25 protein-coding genes are annotated in these 23,781 nt (G+C 58.2%); 16 read left to right on the top strand and 9 right to left on the bottom strand.

What is annotated here, in order from left to right; genetic code table 11:
• Nucleotides 1-20 precede the first annotated feature (20 nt).
• Together ACIF4X_RS07625 and ACIF4X_RS07620 are read left to right on the top strand one after the other, a co-directional pair.
• Nucleotides 21-563, top strand: a complete 543-nt coding sequence (locus ACIF4X_RS07625; RefSeq protein WP_397481620.1) for an exonuclease domain-containing protein — start codon at nucleotides 21-23, stop codon at nucleotides 561-563.
• Nucleotides 564-668: 105 nt separating this feature from the next.
• Nucleotides 669-953, top strand: coding sequence for a pyrimidine/purine nucleoside phosphorylase (locus tag ACIF4X_RS07620; RefSeq protein ID WP_003226701.1), 285 nt, complete (start codon nucleotides 669-671; stop codon nucleotides 951-953).
• Nucleotides 954-1,040: 87 nt separating this feature from the next.
• On the opposite strand, the gene ACIF4X_RS07615 is transcribed toward ACIF4X_RS07620, so the two are convergent.
• Entirely contained in the window at nucleotides 1,041-1,847 is an 807-nt protein-coding gene (locus tag ACIF4X_RS07615; RefSeq protein WP_397481619.1) for an MOSC domain-containing protein, read from the bottom strand.
• A gap of 186 nt (nucleotides 1,848-2,033) precedes the next feature.
• Nucleotides 2,034-2,969, bottom strand: a complete 936-nt coding sequence (locus tag ACIF4X_RS07610) for a chemotaxis protein CheV (RefSeq protein ID WP_064391361.1) — start codon at nucleotides 2,967-2,969, stop codon at nucleotides 2,034-2,036.
• A 454-nt stretch (nucleotides 2,970-3,423) separates the two neighbouring features.
• Between ACIF4X_RS07610 and ACIF4X_RS07605 the strand changes: the two genes are divergently transcribed.
• The 3 genes from ACIF4X_RS07605 to ACIF4X_RS07595 all read left to right on the top strand — a co-directional run bounded on the left by ACIF4X_RS07605 (nucleotide 3,424) and on the right by ACIF4X_RS07595 (nucleotide 5,926).
• Nucleotides 3,424-3,891: a hypothetical protein gene (locus ACIF4X_RS07605; protein WP_397481618.1), complete on the top strand. Its 468-nt coding sequence runs from the start codon at nucleotides 3,424-3,426 to the stop codon at nucleotides 3,889-3,891.
• Between the two features lie 485 nt (nucleotides 3,892-4,376).
• Nucleotides 4,377-5,270: a sensor histidine kinase gene (locus ACIF4X_RS07600; RefSeq protein ID WP_397481668.1), complete on the top strand. Its 894-nt coding sequence runs from the start codon at nucleotides 4,377-4,379 to the stop codon at nucleotides 5,268-5,270.
• Nucleotides 5,267-5,926 carry a response regulator transcription factor gene (locus ACIF4X_RS07595; protein WP_160058885.1) on the top strand — a complete coding sequence of 220 codons (660 nt, stop codon included), beginning with the start codon at nucleotides 5,267-5,269 and terminating at the stop codon, nucleotides 5,924-5,926. Before ACIF4X_RS07600 ends, ACIF4X_RS07595 begins: the two co-directional genes overlap by 4 nt.
• Here the strand turns inward: ACIF4X_RS07595 and yegS are convergent.
• The gene (gene yegS / locus ACIF4X_RS07590; protein WP_397481617.1) at nucleotides 5,910-6,827 is read right to left on the bottom strand and encodes a lipid kinase YegS; all 918 of its coding nucleotides are present in this window, start codon (nucleotides 6,825-6,827) and stop codon (nucleotides 5,910-5,912) included. The two genes, ACIF4X_RS07595 and yegS, sit on opposite strands and share 17 nt — an antisense overlap.
• A 313-nt stretch (nucleotides 6,828-7,140) precedes the next feature.
• Between yegS and ACIF4X_RS07585 the strand changes: the two genes are divergently transcribed.
• Nucleotides 7,141-7,449, top strand: coding sequence for a hypothetical protein (locus ACIF4X_RS07585; RefSeq protein ID WP_397481616.1), 309 nt, complete (start codon nucleotides 7,141-7,143; stop codon nucleotides 7,447-7,449).
• 55 nt (nucleotides 7,450-7,504) lie between these two features.
• Here ACIF4X_RS07585 and glp read toward each other — a convergent pair whose 3' ends face one another.
• A complete protein-coding gene (gene glp / locus ACIF4X_RS07580; RefSeq protein WP_397481615.1) occupies nucleotides 7,505-8,731 on the bottom strand; it encodes a gephyrin-like molybdotransferase Glp in 1,227 nt (408 codons plus the stop codon).
• Complete coding sequence (gene moaB, locus ACIF4X_RS07575; RefSeq protein ID WP_397481614.1) at nucleotides 8,715-9,254, bottom strand: molybdenum cofactor biosynthesis protein B; 540 nt, start codon at nucleotides 9,252-9,254, stop codon at nucleotides 8,715-8,717. Before moaB ends, glp begins: the two co-directional genes overlap by 17 nt.
• Before the next feature lie 81 nt (nucleotides 9,255-9,335).
• Between moaB and mobA the strand changes: the two genes are divergently transcribed.
• Nucleotides 9,336-9,938, top strand: a complete 603-nt coding sequence (gene mobA / locus ACIF4X_RS07570; protein ID WP_397481613.1) for a molybdenum cofactor guanylyltransferase MobA — start codon at nucleotides 9,336-9,338, stop codon at nucleotides 9,936-9,938.
• A gap of 78 nt (nucleotides 9,939-10,016) precedes the next feature.
• Nucleotides 10,017-10,238 (top strand): YgdI/YgdR family lipoprotein, encoded by a 222-nt coding sequence (locus ACIF4X_RS07565; RefSeq protein ID WP_007908660.1) that lies wholly within the window; start codon nucleotides 10,017-10,019, stop codon nucleotides 10,236-10,238.
• A 79-nt stretch (nucleotides 10,239-10,317) separates the two neighbouring features.
• Here the strand turns inward: ACIF4X_RS07565 and ACIF4X_RS07560 are convergent, their stop codons facing one another.
• From ACIF4X_RS07560 to ACIF4X_RS07550, 3 genes are all read right to left on the bottom strand, one after another.
• Nucleotides 10,318-11,208: a pseudouridine synthase gene (locus ACIF4X_RS07560; protein WP_397481612.1), complete on the bottom strand. Its 891-nt coding sequence runs from the start codon at nucleotides 11,206-11,208 to the stop codon at nucleotides 10,318-10,320.
• Nucleotides 11,209-11,280: 72 nt separating this feature from the next.
• Complete coding sequence (locus tag ACIF4X_RS07555; RefSeq protein ID WP_003226726.1) at nucleotides 11,281-11,598, bottom strand: transcriptional regulator; 318 nt, start codon at nucleotides 11,596-11,598, stop codon at nucleotides 11,281-11,283.
• A gap of 112 nt (nucleotides 11,599-11,710) precedes the next feature.
• A complete protein-coding gene (locus ACIF4X_RS07550; RefSeq protein ID WP_397481611.1) occupies nucleotides 11,711-11,947 on the bottom strand; it encodes a glutaredoxin family protein in 237 nt (78 codons plus the stop codon).
• A gap of 207 nt (nucleotides 11,948-12,154) precedes the next feature.
• On the opposite strand from ACIF4X_RS07550, the gene ACIF4X_RS07545 reads away from it, so the two are divergent.
• Nucleotides 12,155-13,867, top strand: a complete 1,713-nt coding sequence (locus ACIF4X_RS07545; RefSeq protein WP_397481610.1) for a cation:proton antiporter — start codon at nucleotides 12,155-12,157, stop codon at nucleotides 13,865-13,867.
• On the opposite strand, the gene ACIF4X_RS07540 is transcribed toward ACIF4X_RS07545, so the two are convergent.
• On the bottom strand, nucleotides 13,864-15,069 hold the full coding sequence (locus tag ACIF4X_RS07540) for an ammonium transporter (RefSeq protein WP_397481609.1): 1,206 nt from the start codon (nucleotides 15,067-15,069) through the stop codon (nucleotides 13,864-13,866). The genes ACIF4X_RS07545 and ACIF4X_RS07540 overlap by 4 nt on opposite strands.
• Before the next feature lie 305 nt (nucleotides 15,070-15,374).
• Here ACIF4X_RS07540 and ACIF4X_RS07535 point away from each other — a divergent pair, with 305 nt between their 5' ends.
• The 7 genes from ACIF4X_RS07535 to ACIF4X_RS07505 all read left to right on the top strand — a co-directional run bounded on the left by ACIF4X_RS07535 (nucleotide 15,375) and on the right by ACIF4X_RS07505 (nucleotide 23,747).
• The gene (locus ACIF4X_RS07535; RefSeq protein ID WP_038364228.1) at nucleotides 15,375-15,689 is read left to right on the top strand and encodes a YqjD family protein; all 315 of its coding nucleotides are present in this window, start codon (nucleotides 15,375-15,377) and stop codon (nucleotides 15,687-15,689) included.
• Nucleotides 15,690-15,691: 2 nt separating this feature from the next.
• The gene (locus ACIF4X_RS07530; protein ID WP_016985474.1) at nucleotides 15,692-16,078 is read left to right on the top strand and encodes a phage holin family protein; all 387 of its coding nucleotides are present in this window, start codon (nucleotides 15,692-15,694) and stop codon (nucleotides 16,076-16,078) included.
• The gene (locus ACIF4X_RS07525) at nucleotides 16,075-16,413 is read left to right on the top strand and encodes a hypothetical protein (protein WP_141127379.1); all 339 of its coding nucleotides are present in this window, start codon (nucleotides 16,075-16,077) and stop codon (nucleotides 16,411-16,413) included. The genes ACIF4X_RS07530 and ACIF4X_RS07525 overlap by 4 nt, the downstream gene beginning before the upstream one ends.
• 123 nt (nucleotides 16,414-16,536) lie before the next feature.
• The gene (locus ACIF4X_RS07520) at nucleotides 16,537-17,700 is read left to right on the top strand and encodes an EAL domain-containing protein (protein WP_397481608.1); all 1,164 of its coding nucleotides are present in this window, start codon (nucleotides 16,537-16,539) and stop codon (nucleotides 17,698-17,700) included.
• A 75-nt stretch (nucleotides 17,701-17,775) separates the two neighbouring features.
• The gene (locus ACIF4X_RS07515) at nucleotides 17,776-19,104 is read left to right on the top strand and encodes a deoxyguanosinetriphosphate triphosphohydrolase (RefSeq protein ID WP_141127377.1); all 1,329 of its coding nucleotides are present in this window, start codon (nucleotides 17,776-17,778) and stop codon (nucleotides 19,102-19,104) included.
• A 363-nt stretch (nucleotides 19,105-19,467) separates the two neighbouring features.
• Nucleotides 19,468-20,094: a response regulator transcription factor gene (locus ACIF4X_RS07510; protein WP_007908640.1), complete on the top strand. Its 627-nt coding sequence runs from the start codon at nucleotides 19,468-19,470 to the stop codon at nucleotides 20,092-20,094.
• Nucleotides 20,095-20,102: 8 nt separating this feature from the next.
• The gene (locus ACIF4X_RS07505) at nucleotides 20,103-23,747 is read left to right on the top strand and encodes a transporter substrate-binding domain-containing protein (protein WP_397481607.1); all 3,645 of its coding nucleotides are present in this window, start codon (nucleotides 20,103-20,105) and stop codon (nucleotides 23,745-23,747) included.
• Nucleotides 23,748-23,781: the final 34 nt, after the last annotated feature.

Raw genomic sequence — 23,781 nt, 5'->3', positions numbered from 1 at the left:
CGGAAATCAGGAACCCTGCGATGCCCCACTGGCTGATCATAGATCTGGAAGCCACCACCGATGAAGGTGGCTGGCCGGTCACCGAAATGGAAATTATCGAGATCGGCGCCACACTGGTCGATCGCGCCGGGCGCGAGCAGGATCATTTCCAGCGCTTCGTCAAACCGACGCGGCGGCCGTTGCTGACGCCTTTTTGTCGTGAACTCACGCACATCACTCAAGCCAACATCGACTCGGCCCAGCCGCTGTCCGAAGTCTGGCCAGCGTTCGAACGCTGGCTTGCGCAGCATCAGACGCGCCTCGAAGGCTGGGCCAGCTGGGGCGATTACGACCGCAAGCAGTTGCTGCAGGAATGGCAGCGTCTGCAAATCGACAGCGGGCTAAGCAAAGTGCCGCATATGAACCTCAAACAACGCTTCGCCAAGGCTCGCCGCCTGGAGCGGCCATTGGGCCTCAACGGTGCGCTACAACTGGCTGGCATGCAGTTCAGTGGTCAGCAACATCGGGCGCTGGAGGATGCGCGCAACACCGCGCGGTTGTTGCCACTGGTCTTGCCACTCTAGGGTCAATTCGAGAACTCACCAGACAGAAGCCGGGCAGGTGACGGCGCGAAAAGCCTTGTGCATACTGGCCGCCTCCATTTTTTAACCCTTTTCGAGGAATCGCCCATGTTTAAAGTCAACGAGTACTTCGACGGCACCGTCAAGTCGATCGCCTTTGGCACCGCTGAAGGTCCGGCGACCATCGGCGTCATGGCCCCGGGCGAATACGAATTCGGCACCGCTCAGCGTGAAATCATGCACGTCGTGTCTGGCGCACTGACGGTCAAACTGCCAGACAGCAGCGACTGGGAAACCTTCGCCGCCGGCAGCCAGTTCAACGTTCCGGCCAACAGCAAGTTCCAGCTGAAGGTGGCGGTCGACACTGCTTACCTGTGCGAATACCGCGGCTGAACCCACGGTTCGCACCGAACATAGCAGTACATCACCCATAAAAATGCCCGTGTCCAAGGACACGGGCATTTTCGTTTCAGCGACTGATTACTCGAGCACTTCCACCGGCATACCGACTTCGAGTCGACCATTGCTGTCGTTGACCAGATTCTGCCCGAACATCGCGCCATCGGCTTCGGCGCGATACTTCTGCAAGGTGGCCAGCGGCTCGCGATCGGCACTGCGCTCACCGGTTTGCGGGTCGATGGTGGTGAGAATGCAGCGCGAGCACGGCTTGACCACGCGGAACTCGACGTCGCCAATGCGAATGCGCTTCCAGCCATCTTCGGCATACGCCTCGCTGCCTTCGATCACCAGGTTCGGCCGAAAACGCAGCATTTCCAACGGGCGTCCGACCTTTTGCGATAGATCCTGCAGGGATGCCTCGCCAATCAACAGCAGCGGAAATCCATCGGCGAACGCGACCTGATCATCATCGTTGCCATAGCCCGCCTGGGTGGTGCGAGCGCGATCCAGCGGGACCTGCACCAGACGAGTGGGTTTACCGATGAAATCACTGACCCAGCGCGCCGCCTCGTCACCGGCATCCGGCACACGCAGGGTGTCACGCCAGATCGTCACACCGCGCAGTTCGGCGTCGTTGCCCGGCAAGGCGATTTCGATGGAAGAGCGTTGCGGTGCGCTCAAAGTCAGCCCGCCCTGCGCATTCCACAGCGCCGACAATTGACTCATCTTCGCTTCGGCGCGCTGGGTCAGGAAGCGGCCGCTGGCTTCGTCCACGAGCATCCAGCGTCGATCGCCATCGAGCCCCAGCTTGTCGAGGTCGACGCGCTGCAGCACATCGACTTTGCCGGATTTCAACGGGTAACGATAAAGCGCGCTCAGACGCAGCATGGCCAGCTCCCTGGAGAATAAAAACGCCACCCTATACGAGCTTTATCCGCGAATCAAAGGAGTTTGTGCGCTGCAAACCTTGTGGGAGCGATGCTCGCGAAAGCGGAAATCATTCAACACATGTGTCGAAAGGGAATCCGCCTTCGCGAGCAAGCTCGCTCCTACAGGAGGCTGTGGGCGTTTGGATCAGGCCGGGACTTCGTCGAGCATCAGACGCTGGCGAACCACGTCGACCAGTTTGTCCGGCTGGAACTTGGAGAGGAAGTTGTCGCAGCCGACCTTCTTCACCATCGAGTCGTTGAAACTGCCGGAAAGCGACGTATGCAACACCACGTACAAGCCACGCAGACGCGGGTCATTGCGAATTTCGGTAGTCAGGCGATAACCGTCCATTTCCGGCATTTCCGCATCGGTGAAGATCATCAGCAGCTTGTCGGTCATGTTCACGCCAGTATCGGCCCAGGCCTTGAGCATGTTCAGGGCTTTCAAACCATCGCTGGCAATGTGCATCTTCACGCCGAGCTGGCCGAGGGTGTCGCGCAATTGCGAGAGGGCCACGTTGGAGTCGTCCACCAGCAACACTTCACGGCCACGGGCGCGCTCCAGCACCGGATCATCAAGTTTTTCGCGCGAGACCTTGGCGTTATACGGGACGATTTCGGCGAGGACTTTCTCGACGTCGATGATTTCCACCAGTTGATCGTCGACCTTGCTGATCGCGGTCAGATAGTGTTGACGCCCGGCACTGGTCGGCGGCGGCAGAATGGCTTCCCAGTTCATGTTGACGATGCGGTCCACACCGCCCACAAGGAATGCCTGCACCGAACGGTTGTACTCGGTGACGATGATGGTGCTGTTCGGGCCCGGCACCAATGGACGCATGCCGATTGCCTGCGACAGATCGATCACCGGCAAGGTCTGACCGCGCAAATTGACCACCCCGCAGACAAACGGGTGACGCTGCGGCATCAAAGTCAGTTTCGGCAGTTGCAGCACTTCCTGGACCTTGAACACGTTGATCGCGAACAACTGACGTCCGGCCAGTCGAAACATGAGAATTTCCAGGCGATTCTCACCCACCAGTTGCGTGCGTTGGTCTACCGTGTCGAGAATGCCGGCCATCAATGACTCCTGGGCTTGTTCTGATGAATTCACTATGTGAGGTTATCGGCGGCAAATAGCGGTTCTTGATTGCCATACCCGACCCCGTCAAAAATGCCATGATCAGGCATTGATGTCACATTAACATCATGCTTTACTGGCCCGGTGATTTTCATCTGCTACATTCTCTACGGCGCGACCTCGGTTTGCACGGTAGGTTCCCGTGTCTAAGGGATTCCCCTAGTAACAATCAGGCCCAACCTGATATTCGCAATATCCAATAGCCATTAATGTGACGCCATTCTCATTGCATGAACGGAGTCAGGCTATTGTGTGCGATCGCAGTTCAGTGGAAACAACCCCTCTGGAACCCCTCAGCCTGTGCACCTGCACCTCTGGGCGCGATCTCCCGACGATTCATGATCGTCGTCACACACGGCATTCCCTCATCAGACATGACGTGGTGGAGATAAGCATGCCAATGGACCGCAAAGAGTGGGTACAACGCTTCCCCGAATTCCTGGTCGAGGCCGAACAACTCCTGGCCAAGTCCGAAGAATGCCTTAGCCATCTGCAACTGATCAGCAATGACAAAGACGCTATCGAGTGCATGCTCAATACCCTCCTCAAACTCGCACGCAGGGCTGAAGCCCTGGCGCTGGAGGCAATTTCAGAATTCTCTCTGCATATTTACAGCCTGCTCAACCTGACCCAGGACCGCGTCGACCTTCACGAACAGGCCCTGGTCGCGTTGCAGGATTGCTTCACGTTGATGGCCTGGCAGCTTGAACTGGTCGATCAGCAGACCGGGCAACTGAGTCTGGATGAAAGTGAACAGACCTCACTGATCGAAGCCTTCGCCTTCCAGGTCGGCCAAAGCCAGCTTAAGCCACCACTGACGGGCAAACGTTTGCCCCCATTGCCCTACTCGGGACAAGCCTGATCAACACGCTGTATCCGCGCAGGCGCTTTGAACGCAAACGTTGAATGTCGTAATTGAATAGTTCATACCTGCCAGCGACAAATCGAATTAAATAATCACCGACGACAGACACCCATGTTTTCTGCCGACCTCAGGGTTTGCCTGTGTGTTAAGAAGCACAACTTCAGGTAACACCTACATCTATCGAACTCAATAAATCGACTTTTTCCATTATGGAACTTGCGTCCAAAACACGTATTTCCTGACTCAATGGACATATATAGCGAGCGCGACCAACGGTATCTTAAGTGGTATTATGCCGCCCATTAGTTGCTTTCAAATTAATGGCACAGTGATTTCAGCGACAGCTATCCACTGATGTTGGCGGTCAATACATTCACTGGACCGCGTTGAAACCAATAACATAATTGACAGCATTTTCAGACAGAGACCCGCCAGCCTCAGGCCGGTCTGCCCGCAGCGAACATCCATTGGCTCCATCCGTTATGTACGCCAGCCTCAAGTCAATCACTACATGGCCACCCTCCCGGGAAAATGCACGCCGGTTCACACTCATACTGTGTGTCGCGGCCACCCTCGGCAGCCTGCTGACCTATGGTCTTTCGGTCCCCCTTTGCCTCGGACTGCTACTGCTCGACATCGCCGCTACCGCGTGTGTCTGGGTGCAATATCGACTGTCACGCAAATCGATCAAATTTCAGCCGCAGGAGCTCGCCGACCGCTTGCTGGAAGTCCAGGAAAACGAGCGCCATCGCCTCAGCCGCGAATTGCACGACGATATCGGCCAGTTGCTGACGGCCGCCAAACTGCAGAGCGAGTGGCTCAAGCGACGCCTGCCGGATGACTTGCAGGAGCAATGCACGCTGCTGTGCGCCACCCTGGAAGAAACCCTCGACAAAGTGCGCGACGTTTCGGCCATTCTCAATCCACGGCAGTTGACCAGCCTGGGGCTTGAAGCCAGCCTGCGTGCACATCTGCTCAAGACATTGACCAACACCAGCGTGCACTGGAGCCTCGATTGCCAGCAGCGCCTCAACGGTATTCCGGAAGAAATGGCGGTCGCCGCGTTCCGCATCACCCAGGAGGCTGTTACCAATATCCTGCGTCACGCCCAGGCAAAAAACCTGGTGATACGCGTGCAACGTCTGCCCAAAGGGCTGACGCTGCTGATCAGCGATGACGGTCTGGGATTCGCCCCGTCGGCCAATCCGGGTCGAGAAGGACAACGAGGCATGGCCGGGATGGCCGAACGAATCGAGCAACTGGGTGGCACCCTGAACGTCATCAGCGAACCGGGCAAAGGCACTCAAATCGAAGCACTCTTGCCCTGGGCGCCTCGCGCACTCGAGCGGGCCAGTACGAATAAGGTTATGCGTTGACTTGCAACTTACTTCTGGTGGATGACCACTCGCTGATCAGGGCCGGCGTGCGCGCTCTGGTGCTGGATATTCCCGGTTACGCGGTGATTGGCGAGGCCAATGACGGTTCGCAGTTGCTCGAAATGGTCGAGCAACTGAGTCCGGATATCGTGTTGCTGGATATCTCCATGAAAGAAACCGGTGGCCTGGAAGCCCTGCAACGGCTCAAGCGAGTGCGTCCGCAGAGCAAGGTGCTGATCTTGTCGATGCACACCGATCCGGCGCTGATCATGCAGGCGCTAGAATCCGGCGCCCACGGCTACCTGCTCAAGGATACGACGGCTACCGAGCTGGAACATGCACTGGAAGCCTTGCGCAACAACGAGCGTTACCTGAGCCCCGCCATCGCACACACCGTGATCAACCAGGCCCTGACCCGCAATCAGAAGCAACAGCCGGAGACCGCCGACTCGCACAATCTGACTGCGCGCCAGCTGGAAATCCTGCGTTTGATCGTGCGGGGGAAATCCACACGGGAAATCGCCAATGGCCTGGGGCTGAGCATCAAGACGGTCGAGACCCACCGCTCACAGATCATGAAGCGTCTGCAAATCTACGACGTAGCGGGCCTGGTGCTTTTCGCCGTGCGCGAACAGATCATCAGCCTGGACGACTGACCGAACGGGCGGCGCCCAACAATGGAGAATGCTCCGGCAAGTGCACACGCAACGCCGCCGGACGCGCTTCAAATCGCATGTTGTCGCCTTCCAGCGGCTCGCCATCAAGGTTGATGCAAAGCCCTTCGGCCACCTTGATTTCGACCCATGGCAAACGGGTTCGAACAAACATGTTATCGATCCCGAAACCATCACTGAGCAACGTCTTCAACGTGCCCACCAGCTCCTGTGGCGCCGGCAGGATGCTGATATCAAGCAACCCGTCATCAGCCAGTGCCTGCGGGCACAGTTCATGTCCGCCGCCGGCCTGACGACCATTGCCGATACCCAGTGCCAACAATTCGCCACGCCAATGAAAATCCGGCCCCTGAAGTTCGCCATAAGCAGCATGCAGCTCGCTGAATCGTGACAGGCCGGTGAACAGATAGGCCGCACCGCCGAGTACTTTTTTCAAATCCTCGGACGTATTGGCCGTGACTTGACTGCCGAAACCACCGGTGGCCATATTGAGGAAAATCTGCCCACCCACTTCGCCCAGATCGATGTCGCGCGGCGGCACATCGAGCAACTCAAGGGCTTCGGCAGGCTCCAGCGGCACGCCGGCTGCGCGGCAAAAATCATTGGCGGTGCCCAAAGGCAAAAGGACGAGACTGGCTTTGCCTGGATGTGCCGCGAGCGCTTCGGCGATGTCGCGCAACGTGCCATCTCCCCCCCCGGCGATAATCTTTGTGTAGCCGTCCGCCAAGGCTTGCTCCACCCACCGTTGAGCGTCCCCGGCCTCCCAAGTCAAGCGCACGGCCAGCTCCCAGCCTTGTTTGCGCTTGTCCTCGACGGCGGTGCGTACCGCCTCGTTGAGTGCCTGCTTGCCATGCAGAATCAACAGCGCCCGGCGTTCACTCATCACATCACTCCCTAATCGAATCGGTTCGAGACATCTTGACCACCGCCGCCCGCAAAAAAGCCGTAAGCCCCGTAATTAATTCAGTCTTCTGACCTTGACGTCCTACACAGCGGTATTTTTTCCTACAAAACATGCGGAATCGGCTTAATTGACCCGCTTCCAGCATTGGGTCACCTTGTGCTGGCGGTAGCAATCATCAATCCAACACACAAGGACGTGCATGTAATGAGTGGATACCCCCCCAGGGCTCTTGCCAGTTCGAGAGCTGAAAAAGTTTGCAAGCGAACGGTTGAAACAACCGGTGGATGCTTCCATGCCCAGTCATGAAGCCAGAATGCCATTGAGCCCGGTTGGCCCTCTCGTCGAAAGTCGCGCGGATCAAAAGTCCGAATTCAAGAACAGCGCCAGAACCACTGGAGAAGTTGAAATGGAACCTCGTGTTACCGAGCTGGAAACCCATCTCAAGTACCTTCGGCGGGACATGGACGAAGTTCGCAGCGATGTCAGAACAATCAAACACCGGCTTGCCTACTCGGCGGGTGCGACAGCGGTAGTGCTGGGTCTGCTGGGTTGGGTGGCCAATAGCCGATTCGACCAGCTTGTGACACTGATCAGCAATTAACTGAATGAGTCATTGCAGGCGCCGCCAGCCGACGCCTGCATTTGCGACACAGCGGTCAGTCCAGCAGATCACTCAGCGGAACGAAGATCACTTCGTCGCCGGCGCTCAGTGTGCGCCCCTCCAGCACTTCGACCAATCCATCTGCCCACGCGGCGCTACGCAGAACGCCGGAGCTCTGGTTGCGGTAAACAGTGGCCCGCCCTTGCTCCAGACGGCCTCTCAGGTACTCACGCCGATTGCCTGCCACCGGCCAGTCAAAACCCGCCGGCACGGTGAACTTCAGCGGCTCGACGTCCCGCACGCCCTGACGGCGTAACAGATATGGCCGAGTGAGTAGCGCAAAGGTCACCAGCGTCGATGCCGGATTTCCTGGCAAGCCAATGACCGGCACATTGCGGAAATGGCCAAACGTCAGCGGTTTTCCAGGTTTGATCGCCAGCTTCCAAAGGGCAAGCTCGCCCTCTTCTCGCAACGCGACACCCAGAAAATCCGCCTCACCTACCGACACGCCACCCGTGGAAAGGATCAGATCAACATCCTGCAACTCCCCCAGACGGGCACGGGTAGTGGCCAGATTATCCGGAAGAATACCGGCATCGATCACCTCACAGCCCAGACGTTGCAACCAACTGCACAGCAACACCCGATTGCTGTTGTAAATCTGCCCCGGGCCCAATGCCTGGCCCGGCTCGACCAATTCATCACCCGTGGAGATCACCGCGACGCGAACCTTGCGCACGACCTTCAACCCGGCACACCCCAGCGAAGCAGCCAATCCCTGCTCAATGGGGCCCAACCGAGTCCCGGCGGGCAGGATCAACTCACCGACGGTGGTTTCCTGGCCTTGCGGACGGATGTTCTGCCCCGCCTTCATCGGCTCGAGGAAGCGCACCTTTTCATCGGCTTGAACCTCAGTGTTTTCCTGCATTTCAACGCAATCAGCACCCGCCGGCACCGGAGCCCCAGTAAAAATCCGTGCACAGGTGCCCGGCTTCAGAGGTTCGGGGGATTGTCCGGCGAACACCTTCTGACTGACCGGCATCGCCTGGCCATTCCAATCCGCCAGGTTCAATGCATAACCGTCCATGGCACTGTTCGGCCAAGGCGGCAGATCCAGCGTCGAAATCAGATCGTCGCTCAGCACACGCCCTTGCACGTGGGCCAGCGATAAATATTCATGCTCGACAATGGGAGAGGCTTCCGCCATTTCGAGCAGACGCGCCAGCGCCACCTCAACCGGCATCAATGCCCCGGTCTTGCCCGGCTTACCCACGGGATTCACAAGGCGCCGCCTGCTTCAAATGAGTCACGAAATTGCACGGGCGGTGACGTGCGTCCAACTGCTCGCCCAGGATGCCATCCCAACCCGTGCGTACAGCGTTGGTCGAACCCGGCAAGCAGCAAACCAGCGTGCCATTGGCCAGACCCGCCAGCGCACGGGACTGCACAGTTGAAGTGCCGATATCAGCCACCGATATCTGCCGGAACAGCTCACCAAACCCGTCGACCTGCTTGTCGAGCAGACAGGCAACGGCTTCAGGTGTGCTGTCGCGGCCAGTGAAACCGGTACCGCCGGTGATCAACACAACCTGCACAACATCGTCGGCAATCCAGGTAGCCACTTGCGCGCGAATTTTGTAGAGGTCATCTTTCAGCAACACCCGCTCCGCCAGATGGTGGCCTGCCGCCGCCAAACGGTCGACGAAGACTTGACCTGAGGTGTCGGTTTCCAGTGTTCGGGTATCACTGACAGTCAGCACCGCAATATTGAGCGGCACGAAAGGTACATCAGCCTTGGCTTTCATAGGCTCGTCCAGTTGTAGGAGAAACAGCCCGGTGTTATATCACAGCGCCTCATTTTTTCGCCGCCCCTCTGGAGAGCTGCCATGACCCTCGATACGCAACTGCCCCGCTGCTCCATTCTGCTCCTGGCAGGCGGACGCGGCCAACGCATGGGCGGTCAGGACAAAGGCTTGGTCGAGTGGCTAGGCGAGCCGTTGATTGCGCATTTGCAGCGCAAGGTTCGTGGACTGACCGACGACCTGATCATCTCCTGCAACCGTAATCGCGAGCGTTACGCGCCATTTGCCGATCATTTGGTGGTCGATGACGAGGGTGATTTTCCGGGTCCGTTGGCGGGTATTCGAGCCGGTCTGGAAGCTGCGCGCCATACCCATCTGCTGGTCTTGCCCTGTGATGTGCCTCGAATTGATGCAGCCTTGCTACAAAGCATGCGCGAGACGGCCAATCAGCATCCTGAAAAACCTTTAATGTTGCGCCATGACGGGCATTGGGAACCGTTGCTGTGCGTGATTCCGGTAGCCCTTCGTTCCGACTTCGAAAAGGCCTGGAACGCCGGGGAACGCAGCCCCGGCCGAGTCATGCGCGAGCTTGGTGCCACTGCCCTGCAATGCCCGGACAATGACCCGCGTCTGGCCAATCTCAATACCCCCGAACTGTTAAATTCCCACAACACTGTGTCAGACTGACAGCACTCAAGGAACTCTCACGCCTTGTATACGTCTCAAGCTCAGTAACCAAAAGAATTCCCATTCGGAGACACACCCATGACTCAACGGACCCTCGCCACTTTCATGCTCGCACTGGGCCTGGCCACCCTCGCCGGTTGCTCGTCGCCTACAGTGATCACCTTGAATGACGGTCGCGAAATCCAGGCCGTCGACACCCCGAAATACGATGACGATTCGGGCTTCTACGAGTTCAAACAGCTGGACGGCAAAGAAACTCGCATCAACAAGGATCAGGTTCGTACCGTTAAAGAGCTGTAAGCTCTGGGTCGACATCGGATACAGAAAAGCCCGCATTAATGCGGGCTTTTTCATGGGCGCTGGAAACGTGGCTTCGGTGTTACCAATGTAGTGTGATCCGGCTCTCGAACTCGCGCTCTTCACCGGTCACCGGATCAATAAACCGCAACCCCTGTGCCAGCAGTTTCAGCGGATTGGCATAGTCATCCTCAACGTCTTTCAACACATCCGGATAAAACGGATCGTTGCAGATGCTCGCGCCCAACGCTGTCATATGGACACGCAGCTGATGTTTCTTGCCTGTGACCGGAAACAAACCATAGCGCCATAGATCGCCATGCTTTTCCCGGACTTCCACTGCCGTTTCGGTATTGCTGGCACCGGCGCCTTCTTGCATGCGGAAAAACGGTTCGCCATCCACCAGACGACTTTTGTGCACCAGGGGGAAGTTCAGATCCGGCAGCGCCGGAGCGATAGCCTCATAGCGCTTGTCGATCTGCCGCGTGGGGAACAGCGACTGATAGGCCGACCGGGTCTGCGGGTTGGCTGAAAAAATCACCAGTCCTGCTGTGTGCCGGTCGATGCGGTGCAGTGGCACCAGGTGAGGATTGTCCAGGCGACGAATCAGCCTGCGCAACAAGGTTTGCTCAACGTATTCGCCGGCAGGCGTCACCGGCAGAAAATGCGGTTTGTCCGCCACCACCAAATGTTCGTCCGCATACAGGATCGACTCGACCACCGGGATCGGCTTCTCGTCCGGCACTTCGCGAAAATAATGAATCCGCAGACCTTCCTTGTAAGGCAAGTCCACCGAGATCGGCTGGCCATTGCCATCCAGCACCCGCCCCCGGGCGATGCGGTCCAGCCATTGCGCGCGATCGATGGCGCGGAAATGCTCGCACAGGCAATCGAGTACGGTCAGCCAGGCACCGGGCGGCAGATAAAGCGTGCTCGCCTGATTCTGAGCGGCAGAGAATGTAGATGTGGACATACGGAAATTCGGACCCTCAATACAGCTCGGCATTATCCAACAGTGAGGGACACGAACCTAGCGCAGAATGGCTCAGGCCGGGATCGACTTGAGCGCTGCAGCTTCTGTGAACTCCTTGAGCCAGCGCAGCACATCGACTGCCTCCCAGCGGCCCGGGTCATACAACGCGTAGAGCAAGCCCTGATAACCGACCACATCAAGTTGCTTGTGGTAACCGGCACGCTGAAACAAGGCCTCGATTTCGGCAAAGCAAGTATTGAAATGCAGCTTGTTGAACGGCGTCTTGCCTTCCGTGACCAACCCGTCCAGGCGCAATTCGAGAACGGCCTCGCGCACTACGTCAACCGACATCCGGTTTACGCTGTTCTTCAACTGTTCGACATTGACCACGGTTCATCCCTCTGACGCATTTACTGTATGAACATACAGTAACCGATGAAGCCGCAAAATGCCAAGGCATGGATGGCAGTAGCGACCGGCGGGATGAACAAGGAAATCCGGATTAACCCAGAAACGCCACGACTTGATCGGCGTTGAATGGCCAGGCCAATTCAGCCCCTGTGTCGACACGGCGCAATACCGGAATTCGCAGGCTATAAGCCTCGAACCACGATTCATCCTCCGCAATATCGACCAGTTCGACCAGCAAGCCATGCTCGACAAAAGGCATCAGCTCAGCCTCAGCGACTTCGCACAGATGACATCCCAGGGTGCCGAACAGCTGACATTCAGGAGGCATGATTGCTCAACCAAAAAATAGTCGGCCTATTCTAGGCCGCACCTGAAAACCCGTCGAGCCGCCACCGCCCAAAGGCTGCAGTACCCCGACGAGGGTGTACACGCAAAACCCTGACGCAAATCAGTCCGTACAAATGCCGATTACGCGATCCTCCCGGCCTTTTTGCCTCTACGCTTGAAAAGCCTGAATCTGACATCGGAGTGTCCAGTGTTTGCCAATCTGTTGATTATCCTCGTCTCATCCCTCGTGGTGATTGCCCTGTTTCGGCGCCTGCGATTGCCGCCGGTGCTGGGCTATCTCTGCGTGGGATTGCTGGTGGGGCCGAGTGCATTCGACTGGGTCAACGAGAGCGAACATCTGCCTGATGTGGCCGAATTGGGCGTGGTGTTTCTGTTGTTTTCACTGGGTCTGGAGTTTTCCCTGTCGAAGATGATCGCTTTGCGCCAGGTGGTTTTTCGTCTCGGCAGCCAACAGGTGCTGATCAGCACTGCGCTGCTCGGTCTGCTGCTGATGCTGCTGGGCATGCCGATGACCCCGGCGCTGCTGCTCGGCGCCGGGCTTTCGCTGTCATCCACGGCAATTGTGACCAAAGAGTTAGGCAGCCTCGGCGAGGTGTTCAGCAGTCACGGGCAGAATGCCGTTGGCGTTTTGCTGTTTCAGGACGTTGTCGCAGTATTGCTGCTGACGTTGGTGCCAGTGTTTGCCGGGAGCAGCGACCAAGCCTGGTACTGGGCGCTGCCACTGACGCTGGCAAAAACCGTGGTGCTGTTTGTCGGTCTGCTGCTGGCCAGTCGCTGGTTATTGCCGAGGCTGTTCCATGAAGTGGCCGCGTCACGCTCGGCAGAGTTGTTCGTGCTGCTGGCGCTGGTGATTGTGCTGTTGACCGCGTGGCTGACTCACCTGCTGGGCCTGTCCCCTGCCCTCGGTGCATTTCTGGCCGGCATGTTGCTCGGTGAAAGCCACTATCGGCATCAGATCGAGGCGGACATCCGACCGTTTCGCGACATCCTGCTCGGGGTGTTTTTCGTCAGCATCGGCATGCTCATCGACCTGCAACTGTTCGTCAGTCACAACCTGCTGATCCTCGGGCTCACCATCGGTTTGATGGTGATCAAGGGCGTCGTCGTCGCTTTGTTGGTGAAGTGGCGCGGCAGCGACAGCGAAACGGCGTGGCGCAGCGGCCTGGCATTGGCTCAGGGTGGCGAGTTCTGCTTTGCATTGATGGCGCAGATGCAGCAACACAGCATGATGCCCGAAGCGCTGGGCGATCTTCTGCTCGCCGCAACGTTCTGTTCGATGCTGCTGACGCCACTGTTGCTACGCGCCGCGCCACGTATCGCTGCAGCCCTGCACCGTAAACCCAATCAGGAGGCGCAGATCGAAGAGATCAGCACACTCAACGCCGACCTCAATCAGCACGTGGTGATTTGTGGCTACGGCCGCGTCGGCCAATCCATCGGGCGTTTTCTGCGCAATGCCAAACAGCCTTTTATCGCGCTGGACAGTGACCCGGTTCGCGTACAGGAAGCCGCCAGTGGAGAAAGCGACGTGCATTACGGCGACTCATCACGCGGCGATCTGCTGACCGCCGTGGGCCTGCTGCGCGCCAGGCTGCTGGTGGTAGCCGTGGATCAGAGCGACATTGCCCTGCGCATCCTCAAGGAAGCGCGTCGACTCAACGCCCACGTGCCGATACTGGTACGCACCCGCGACGACAGCCAATGGGCCGAATTGAAAGCCGCCGGCGCCACCGAAGTGGTGCCGGAGCTGTTGGAGTCGAGCCTGATGCTCGCCTCCCACGCCCTGATCATGCTCGGCTTGCCCGCGCATCAGGTGCAGGAAAAAGTCGATCAGGTACGCATTGACCGCTATCGCCTGCTCCACGGCTTTTATCCCGGTAGTGACGATGCCGAGACTTAGTCCTGGCTCACCGCGCCGATCTTGTGCAACGACAGGTCGGCGCCGTAATACTCTTGTTCCTGACTCAGGCGCAGCCCGTGCAGCGCCTTGATCACACCGTACACAGCGAAGCCACCGAGCAACGCCACCGCGACACCGAGTGCGGTGCCGATCAACTGGCTGATCAGGCTGACGCCGCCAATACCGCCGAGCACAGTCTGGCCGAAAATCCCGCAGGCAATCCCGCCCCACACGCCGCACAGGCCGTGCAGTGGCCAAACACCCAATACGTCATCGATGCGCCATTTAACCTGCGCAGCGGTGAAGCACCAGACAAACAGCGCACCGGCAATCGCACCGGTCACCAGCGCGCCGACCGGATGCATCAGATCAGACCCGGCACAGATTGCCACCAACCCGGCCAATGGGCCGTTGTGCAGGAAGCCCGGGTCATTGCGCCCGACGAGCAGCGCCGCCATCGTGCCGCCGACCATCGCCATCAACGAATTGACCGCCACCAGACCGCTGACACCTTGCAGCGTTTGCGCACTCATCACGTTGAAGCCGAACCAGCCGACAATCAAAATCCACGAACCCAGCGCCAGGAAAGGAATGCTCGACGGTGCGAACGCCACCAGGCGGCCGTCGCGATAACGGCCATTGCGGGGCCCCAGCAGCACCGCCGCCAACGCCAGCCAGCCGCCCATGGCATGCACCACCACGGAACCGGCGAAATCATGGAAAGCGGAACCGAACTGCGCTGTCAGCCACGCTTGCAGACCGTAGTTGCCGTTCCAGATCATCCCTTCGAAAAACGGATAGATGAACGCGACGATCAGCGCCGTGGCACACAACTGCGGCACGAAACGCGCGCGTTCGGCGATGCCGCCGGAGATGATCGCCGGGATCGCAGCGGCAAAGGTCAGCAGGAAGAAGAACTTCACCAGTCCATAACCGTGATCGGCACTCAGTACCGCCGCCGGCTGCATGAAGGTCACGCCATAAGAGATCCAATAGCCTATAAAGAAATAGGCCAGGGTCGAGACAGCGAAATCGCTAAGAATCTTCGACAGCGCATTGACCTGGTTTTTCTGGCGGACCGTACCGACTTCCAGGAAGGCGAAACCGGCGTGCATCGCCAGCACCATTACCGCACCGATCAGAATGAACAAGGTATTGGAGCTGTGAACCAGGGTGTCCACAGCGCTTTGCAGATTTTCCATAAGCAGGCAGACCTAAAGGCGAAAAAGGCACCAAAGCGGTTCATGCGCACATTTCATGCACCAAGTTGCGACCGCGCAGTCACGGAACAGACGATCCGGCGAACTGCTTTGGCGCACAAGGTCGATGTCCTGACACGAACCGGGCTTGTTTGGGATAAGGTTTCTCATGGCGCACGCTCGGCAACAGCGCACAACCGCCGGGCAACGCACCACGACACAGCAAAAGTTGTACCAGTCATTTGTACTGAACCTTCGCGCAAGGCTCATACTCGAACGCTTCAGACGTCACTTACGGAGATCCACCCATGGCCAGCATCAAGGCAAAGACTGCTCAAGAAATCCTCATGAACGACTTCCAGACTTTGGTCGCCGACACCGAGCGGTTGCTCGAGCACACCGCTACCCTGGCCGGCGATCAGGCCGATGAGCTGCGCGGGCAGATCCACGACAGCCTGCTGCGTGCTCGCGAAACCCTTAAACTGACCGAAGAAACCCTGCGCGATCGCGGTCAGGCTGCGGTCACCGCCACAGAAGATTACGTATCGGCCAACCCATGGCAATCCGTCGGTATTGCAGCCGGTGTCGGCTTCCTGATCGGCCTGCTGGCTACTCGGCGCTGATTATGTCGATCGGTGAATCCGGCCCGACTGCGGGCACCGCCTCTTCCACGCGACGCTTGGGCGCCGCCGTTCTGGGTCTGCTGCACAGCCATGTCGAACTATTCGGCATTGAATTGCAGGAGCAGAAATCACGTACCGTCAGCCTCCTGCTGTTCGCCGGTCTGGCCTTGGTCTTTGCACTGTTGTTGCTGGTGGGTTTATCGACATTGGTGATGATCGTGTTCTGGGACACTTATCGTCTGGCCGCGATCATTGGCCTGTGCGTTTTCTATACCCTGGCCTCGATCTTCTGCGGGCTACGCCTCAAGGCGGCGATCTTCGATGAATCCTCGCCTTTCCACGGCACGCTCGAAGAGCTGGCCAACGACCGGGAGCGCCTGCTGCCATGAGTCTGCCTGAACTGCCACACAACAGCTCGCGTCGGGAAATGCGCAAGGCGTTGATCCGCCTGCGCATGGAAATGCATCGCCAGGAAATTCGTCATGAAGCCGGGCAGGTGCTGCAACCGCTGCAGCGCGTGCGCGGCATGACGCAAAACCTGCAAGGTGGCTTCGGCATCAAACACGCGCCATTGTGGGGCGTGGCTGCGGTTACGCTATTGGGCTTTATCACTGGTAAAGGCACGAAAAGCGGCGGCGTCGGTGGGTTAAGCCGTTTGATCCGGCTCGGCACCAGCCTCGGGCCGCTGATCAAACTGGTCATGCAGAGTTCGGCCAAACGCTGAACAGATACATCTGGCTACATTCTTGCAATACCGGCGGGATGAACCTCTTTATCCGGAGGTTCAATCCCGCGCGCCTACCCGGTCGGCGGGGTTCACCAGAACAAGAACGACTAAGGAGGCCCCGTGATCGACGGGCAACCGCTCGCCTGCTTTCAACCTTTCATCGATACCGCGACGGGACGCATTGCCGGCGTCGAAGCATTGGGCCGCCTGCGCCAGGACGACGGTCAACTGAGTTCGGTCGGGCCATTGTTCGCCGACCCGCGCACACCCGCCATTGCCCTGCGCCGCCTCGACCGGCAAATCCGCGACAACGCCTTGAGCCGCTTGCATGAAGCACCGACAGACTGGTTTCTCAGCCTGAACATGTCGCCGCGCTGGATCAGTCGTTTGCGCGCCGATCAGGCGCTGCCGAGTCTCAAGCAATTGGCGCGCTACGGTATTGATCCGCAACGCATCGTCTTCGAAATCACCGAACTGGGTGGCAATGGTCAACGCCTGGCCGAAGTCGTCACGCGTTATCGTGAGGCGGGAGCGAGAATCGCCATCGACGACTTTGGCGCCGGCTACTCGCAACTGGATCGGGTGCTGGCGCTGCAACCGGACATTCTCAAACTCGATATGCGTCTGTTCCAGGCCGCCGCACTGGGTGGTCCGAGCAGTGATGTGGTCAAGGCTCTCGCACAGATGGCCGAAAAGACCGGCTGCTGGATCATCGCCGAAGGCGTCGAGACCGAAGCGCAGTTGAATTTCGCCCTGGAATGCGGATCGCGCTATGTACAGGGATTCCTGTTCGCGCGGGCACAGGAGGCGTTCTTTCCCACCGACGCGTTTGTGCAGCACTTCGCCCAACTGCGCCAGCGCTATGTTCGGCAGAAACTCGCGGAGCGCGGGCGGCTGATGCAAATGCGCCAGCAACTCGCTGAACTGATGTCGATCCTGCAAGCCTGGGCTCAGGCGCATGCCCCCTTGAGCGCGTTGCCACAACTGGACGCCTTCCCCTGGTTGCTGCGTTTTTATCAATGCGATCGCCACGGCACGCAACTGACGCCCAACCTCGAATGGCGGCAGCATGGCTGGGTCGCCGACAATCGTTATCTGGGGCACAACTGGTCGTGGCGCCCGTATTTTTATCATTTGCTCGCCGAAGGCTGGGAGGAGCGGCGTTTGACGCTTTCCAATACCTACCGCGATGCCACCAGCAATCAGTATTGCCTGACGGCCGGGCAGTTTTTCGACAACGGTGAGCGTTTGCTGTTGATCGACATCGACGCGGCAGGGTTGTAGTTACGCTTGCAGGGGCGTGCGCGAACCGGGAAGCTAGGGAACAACGCCCCAGTCACCTGACGGAGAGAATCAGCCTTGGATTGGCAAACCCTGCTCAACCGCGAACGCCTCGGCAAGCCGCTGCACAGCCCGCAAGAACTTGGCCGCAGCCCTTTCCACAAAGACCATGACCGCATTATTTTCTCCGGTGCCTTCCGCCGCCTCGGACGCAAGACCCAGGTGCACCCGGTCACCAGCAACGATCACATTCACACGCGCCTGACCCATTCACTGGAAGTCAGTTGCGTCGGCCGTTCACTGGGCATGCGGGTGGGCGAAACCCTGCGCAGTGCCTTGCCCGAATGGTGCGACCCGGCCGACCTCGGCATGGTCGTGCAGTCGGCGTGTCTGGCCCACGACATTGGTAATCCGCCGTTTGGCCATTCCGGTGAAGATGCCATTCGCCACTGGTTTCAACAGGCGGCCGGGCGTGGCTGGCTCGACGGCATGAGTGAAGCCGAACGCGGTGATTTCCTCAACTTCGAAGGTAACGCCCAGGGCTTTCGCGTACTAACTCAGTTGGAGTACCACCAGTTCGACGGCGGTACACGTCTGACCTACGCCACCCTCGGTACCTACCTGAAATACCCGTGGACAGCACGCCACGCCGACTCTCTGGGCTACAAGAAACACAAATTCGGCTGCTATCAGAGTGAGCTGCCGCTGCTTGAGCAAATCGCCCACAAACTGGGCCTGCCGCAAATCGAGGATCAACGCTGGGCGCGCCACCCGCTGGTGTACCTGATGGAAGCCGCCGACGACATCTGCTACGCGCTGATCGATCTCGAAGACGGACTCGAGATGGAGTTGCTGGAGTACGCCGAAGTCGAATCGCTGCTGCTCGGGCTGGTGGGCGATGATCTGCCGGAAACCTATCGTCAGCTCGGCCCGCAGGATTCGCGCCGTCGCAAACTGGCGATCCTGCGCGGCAAGGCCATCGAGCATTTGACCAACGCCGCGGCGCGGGCCTTTGTCGAGCAACAGGACGCACTCCTTGCCGGCACGCTGCACGGCGATCTGGTGGAGCACATGCACGGCCCGGCCAAGCGTTGCGTGTTGAATGCCAAGGACATCGCCCGCAAGAAAATCTTTCAGGACAAACGCAAAACCCTGCATGAAATCGGCGCCTATACGACGCTGGAGATCTTGCTCAACTCGTTCTGCGGCGCCGCGCTGGAACAACACAACGGGCGTACGCCGTCGTTCAAGAGCCGGCGCATTCTCGATCTGCTGGGCAGCAACGCACCGGATCCGCAGGGATCGCTACACACCTCGTTTCTGCGCATGATCGATTTCATTGCCGGCATGACCGACAGCTACGCCAGCGACATGGCGCTGGAAATGACCGGCCGCTCCAGCCACTGACCCCATCGCATGCGGGCGCCCATGGTTTTGGCTACCCGCATGCAGCCCCTCATTGTCACCGACGGATTTTTTAAGGAGTGACTGACAGGGCTGACAGTCGACAATGACCCAGCGGCGATTTCAGCAAGTTTAAACATCTATAAAAAGCCATTTACAGCCAGTACTTGCAAATCAATCAAGTCAAACTATAAGCCTCTTCAAATTCCGCTCCTCCTTACGTCGAACCTAGTTTGAACGTAGTCCGTTTCCTTGTTAGTTGTAGGATTAATCCGATAACGTGACTGGAGCCATGTCACTTCATGCGAGTACTCATTCAACTGAGCTAAGGTGCGCGCTTTATTCGTGCTTGCATGGGATTTGATTATGAACTCCGTTTTTATTGTCGACGATCACCCGGTCATCCGTCTCGCCGTTCGAATGTTGCTGGAGCATGAAGGTTACAAGGTCGTCGGTGAAACCGATAACGGAGTCGATGCCATGCAAATGGTGCGCGAATGCATGCCCGATCTGGTCATTCTCGATGTGAGCATTCCCAAGCTGGATGGCCTGGAAGTATTGGCACGCTTCAATGCCATGGGTTCGCCGTTGAAAATCCTGATTCTGACGGCGCAGTGTCCGACACTGTTCGGCATTCGCTGCATGCAATCCGGCGCATCGGGTTATGTCTGCAAGCAGGAAGACCTGAGCGAACTGGTCAGTGCAATCAAGGCAGTACTTTCCGGTTACAACTATTTCCCCAGCCAGGCATTGAATCCGGTTCGTAGTGACGATATCCGCTTTGCCGAACTGGAACTGTTCAAATCCGTCAATGATCGCGAGTTGATGGTTTTGCAATTGTTCGCCCAGGGCCGAACTAACAAGGAGATCGCCAAGGGCATGTTTCTAAGTAATAAAACCGTCAGCACTTACAAAAAACGCCTGATGCAGAAACTCAAGGCCAAATCTCTTGTAGAACTTATCGAGATGGCCAAACGAAACGCACTCGTGTGAGAGCCCGCATGCCCAGCCGTTTGAAGGACTATTTAATTGCGTTGAGTGCCGGTCTTTACTTGAGCGCCAACGTGTTCGCCATGCCCGGCAGTTCACCGGACTATGCCTTGCTCAGCAGGTCGGCAAACGAGCCGGTATCGATCATGTTCGATAAGTCCCAGCGGCAATGGATGCTTGCACGTAGCGAACTGGTTCTGGGCACTTCGGCGCCTGACTACCCGCCGTTTGACATGACGGTCAGTGGCAAGGATTACGAAGGGCTGACAGCCGACTACGCCGGACTCCTCGGCCAGGCCACAGGTCTGCCTGTCCGGGTGCAGCGCTTTCCCTCCCGGGATGCAGCGATTCGGGCACTGGTCGATGGCCAGGTCGACCTGCTGGGTACCGCGAACGGCTTCGAAGCGAGCAATGCCAATCTGGCGCTGTCGACACCCTATGCCATTGACCTGCCGGTGCTGGTCACGCGCGAAGACGAAACCCGCTCACTCTCCGAAGGCCTGGCCGGGCTGCGCCTGAGCATGGTCTATCACTATTTGCCGTTACCCGAAGTCAAGGCGCTGTACCCCAAGGCGCTCATTACCTGCTACCCCTCCTACCAGAACGCGATCAACGCCGTCGCGTTTGACCAGGCCGATGTGTTTCTCGGCGACACCCTGTCGACGCATTACATGATCAACAAGGGTTACCTGAACAATGTGCGCATGGCTAATTTCGGCAAGCAGGAAGCCCAGGGTTTCAGCTTCGCCGTGCGCCGCAACAACCCACAACTGCTCGACATCGTCGACTCCGTGCTCAAGGCAGTGCCTGCCAGCGAACGCGACAATATTGCCAAGCGCTGGAGCGCCGGCAGCGATCTGTTGCTCACTGACCGAAAAATGCAACTCACCCAGCGCGAAGAAGTGTGGCTCAAACAGCATCCGGTGGTCAGCGTGGTCGTGAATGAAGCGTTCGCGCCCCTGACATTCTTTGACAACGACGGCAATTTTCGCGGCATCAGTGCCGACCTGCTCGAACTGATCCGCCTGCGCACCGGCCTGCGTTTCGAGATCCGGCGCAGCCGCAACGACGCGGAAATGATCCAGCAAATAGACCACCATCAAGCCGATCTGATCGCAGCACTGTTGCCGACGGCGGAGCGCGAAAAAACCCTCAACTTCAGTCGTCCCTATCTGGAAAACTCCTACGTTCTGCTGACCCGCAAGAGTGCCGACGGCCCGACCAACCTGGGCCAGCTCAAAGGCAAACAACTGGCGATTGCCCAAGGCAATCCGATGGTCGAATACCTGCGCCGAGAGTATCCGCGCATCCAGTTGATCGAAACCGCGGATACCTTCAGCGCGGTGTCGCTGCTCGCTGAAGGGCATGTCGATGGCGCGGTGAACTCACTGGTGATTGCCAACTACTTCATTTCTTCGCGGATCTTTAATCAGGCATTACAGATCACCACCACCATCGGCACCGGCCAGGCTGCGTTTTCGCTGGCAACCGCCAGGGACAACACCGAACTGGCGTCGATCATCAACAAAGCGTTGTTAAGCATCGCCCCCGATGAGCTGGGCGTGATCAATGGCCGCTGGCGCGGTTACTCCACGGCATCGCAGAACATCTGGCATAACTACCAGCGGCTGTTCTACCAAGTGATCGTCGGCGCTTGCCTGCTACTGCTGCTGCTTCTGGCCTGGAACGCCTATATGCGTCACCAGATCAAACAACGCCAGGCCGCCGAGCGCGCGCTGAACGACCAGTTCGAATTCATGCGTTCACTGGTCGATGGCACACCGCATCCGATTTATGTCCGCGACCGCCAAGGCCTGCTGCAAAGCTGCAACGAAAGCTACCTCGAAGCGTTCAATGCCAAACGCGAAGACGTCATCGGCAAAAGCGTCATTGAGGGCACCTTGAGCAACGCCTTCGAGGCTCAGGCTTTTCAGGCCGATTACCAACGCGTCGTCGCCGAAGGCACACCAATGGTCGTCGACCGGCCTCTGCACATCGGTAACCGACGCCTGACGATCTATCACTGGATACTGCCGTACCGTGATTCCAGCGGCGACGTCAAAGGCATCATCGGCGGTTGGATCGACATCAGCGAACGCCGTCAGTTGTTCGAAGAATTGCGTACGGCCAAAGAACAGGCAGATGAGGCCAACCGGGCAAAAAGCACGTTTCTGGCGACCATGAGTCACGAAATCCGCACGCCAATGAATGCCGTGATCGGCATGCTTGAACTGACGCTGAAACGCATGGATCAACAGCATCCGGATCGCTCATCAATCGACACGGCTTATCATTCGGCCAACGATCTACTGGGTTTGATCGGCGACATTCTCGACATCGCACGGATCGAATCCGGGCGCCTCAGTCTTTGCCCGGAACGGGTCAATCTGGTCGATACCGTGGCGTCTGTGGCAAGAATCTTCGATGGCCTCGCCCGGCAGAAAAACCTCACCCTGCAGGTCATCTTCAATCCACCGGACCTGGCAGTCGATGTGCATCTGGACCCCCTGCGTTTCAAACAGGTGCTGTCGAATCTGGTGAGCAATGCCATCAAATTCACCGAGCAGGGGCATGTGCGGATTTCCCTGGACCTCATGAACACCGAGGTGCCCGCCCGTGCCTTGATGCAACTGACCGTACAGGACACTGGCGTCGGTATCAGTGCCGAGGACCAGCAGCGCTTGTTCGAACCGTTTGCCCAGGCAGAAAACAGCAGTCAACAAGGCAGAAGGGGTGCTGGCCTGGGACTGGTGATCAGTCGCAACCTCTGCGAAATGATGGGCGGGCAACTGCAATTGAACAGTCAGCCGGGCATCGGCACCCAGGTCTGCATCTCCCTCGCGCTGGAAACCCTGCCGATACATCTGAGCACGGTGACAAGCGAACCGGCGATCAAGACATCGCAGACGCCCCTGCGTGTGCTCGTGGTGGATGACCATCCGGCGAATCGATTGTTGATGTGTCAGCAACTGGAGTTTCTCGGTCATCACTTCAGCATTGCGGAGAACGGCTGCAGTGGCCTGGCACTGTGGAGGGCTGGCCATTTCGACCTGGTGATCGTCGACTGCAACATGCCGTTGATGAATGGCTACGAATTGACCCGCGCCATTCGCCAGCATGAACTCCAGGCACGCTGCCCACCCTGCACCGTGCTGGGCTTCACGGCCAATGCACAGCCGGAGGAAATCCAGCGTTGCAAACAGGCCGGCATGAACGATTGCCTGTTCAAACCCTTGAGCCTGAGCCTGCTCAGCCAGTGGGTCGATGGCATCACGCCGACGTCAACTTCTCCGGCATTCAATCTGCAAAACATGAATATGCTCACCGGTGGCAACCCGGCACAGTCTCGCCGACTGCTGGCCGAATTACTCAAAAGCAGCCGTCTCGACCGCCAGGAATTGCTCGCGCTGTCGCCCGAACATGATCGCGGCGCGCTGGCAGTGGTCGCACACAAGATCAAGGGTGCCGCGCGCATTGCTCAGGCCACGCGCGTGATCGAATGTTGCGATGCCCTTGAGCAGGCCTGCGCCGAGGCGCTGACGACCGCTGAGATCGCCCGCCATTGTGAGGCGAGTAACCGCGCGATGCTCGAACTGGAGCAGGCTCTTCAGCAACAATTGACGTTGTCGGATCGAAGCACAATGAGCGTGCCTTAACTATGCTTGGCGCTGAGCAGTGAGTTAACCATCA

This window comes from Pseudomonas sp. NPDC085632, assembly GCF_044541255.1.
In the GTDB taxonomy this organism is placed as follows: Bacteria; Pseudomonadota; Gammaproteobacteria; order Pseudomonadales; family Pseudomonadaceae; genus Aquipseudomonas.
Note: the sequence above shows the minus strand (reverse complement) of the source record. Positions and strands in the feature narration are given on the sequence as shown.

Coding starts and splice junctions, on each gene's coding strand:
- ACIF4X_RS07625 (WP_397481620.1), top strand. CDS start 21: ATGCCCCACTGGCTGATCATAGATCTGGAAGCCACCACCGATGAAGGT.
- ACIF4X_RS07620 (WP_003226701.1), top strand. CDS start 669: ATGTTTAAAGTCAACGAGTACTTCGACGGCACCGTCAAGTCGATCGCC.
- ACIF4X_RS07615 (WP_397481619.1), bottom strand. CDS start 1,847: ATGCTGCGTCTGAGCGCGCTTTATCGTTACCCGTTGAAATCCGGCAAA.
- ACIF4X_RS07610 (WP_064391361.1), bottom strand. CDS start 2,969: ATGGCCGGCATTCTCGACACGGTAGACCAACGCACGCAACTGGTGGGT.
- ACIF4X_RS07605 (WP_397481618.1), top strand. CDS start 3,424: ATGCCAATGGACCGCAAAGAGTGGGTACAACGCTTCCCCGAATTCCTG.
- ACIF4X_RS07600 (WP_397481668.1), top strand. CDS start 4,377: ATGTACGCCAGCCTCAAGTCAATCACTACATGGCCACCCTCCCGGGAA.
- yegS (WP_397481617.1), bottom strand. CDS start 6,827: ATGAGTGAACGCCGGGCGCTGTTGATTCTGCATGGCAAGCAGGCACTC.
- ACIF4X_RS07585 (WP_397481616.1), top strand. CDS start 7,141: ATGCCCAGTCATGAAGCCAGAATGCCATTGAGCCCGGTTGGCCCTCTC.
- moaB (WP_397481614.1), bottom strand. CDS start 9,254: ATGAAAGCCAAGGCTGATGTACCTTTCGTGCCGCTCAATATTGCGGTG.
- mobA (WP_397481613.1), top strand. CDS start 9,336: ATGACCCTCGATACGCAACTGCCCCGCTGCTCCATTCTGCTCCTGGCA.
- ACIF4X_RS07565 (WP_007908660.1), top strand. CDS start 10,017: ATGACTCAACGGACCCTCGCCACTTTCATGCTCGCACTGGGCCTGGCC.
- ACIF4X_RS07560 (WP_397481612.1), bottom strand. CDS start 11,208: ATGTCCACATCTACATTCTCTGCCGCTCAGAATCAGGCGAGCACGCTT.
- ACIF4X_RS07550 (WP_397481611.1), bottom strand. CDS start 11,947: ATGCCTCCTGAATGTCAGCTGTTCGGCACCCTGGGATGTCATCTGTGC.
- ACIF4X_RS07540 (WP_397481609.1), bottom strand. CDS start 15,069: ATGGAAAATCTGCAAAGCGCTGTGGACACCCTGGTTCACAGCTCCAAT.
- ACIF4X_RS07535 (WP_038364228.1), top strand. CDS start 15,375: ATGGCCAGCATCAAGGCAAAGACTGCTCAAGAAATCCTCATGAACGAC.
- ACIF4X_RS07530 (WP_016985474.1), top strand. CDS start 15,692: ATGTCGATCGGTGAATCCGGCCCGACTGCGGGCACCGCCTCTTCCACG.
- ACIF4X_RS07525 (WP_141127379.1), top strand. CDS start 16,075: ATGAGTCTGCCTGAACTGCCACACAACAGCTCGCGTCGGGAAATGCGC.
- ACIF4X_RS07510 (WP_007908640.1), top strand. CDS start 19,468: ATGAACTCCGTTTTTATTGTCGACGATCACCCGGTCATCCGTCTCGCC.
- ACIF4X_RS07505 (WP_397481607.1), top strand. CDS start 20,103: ATGCCCAGCCGTTTGAAGGACTATTTAATTGCGTTGAGTGCCGGTCTT.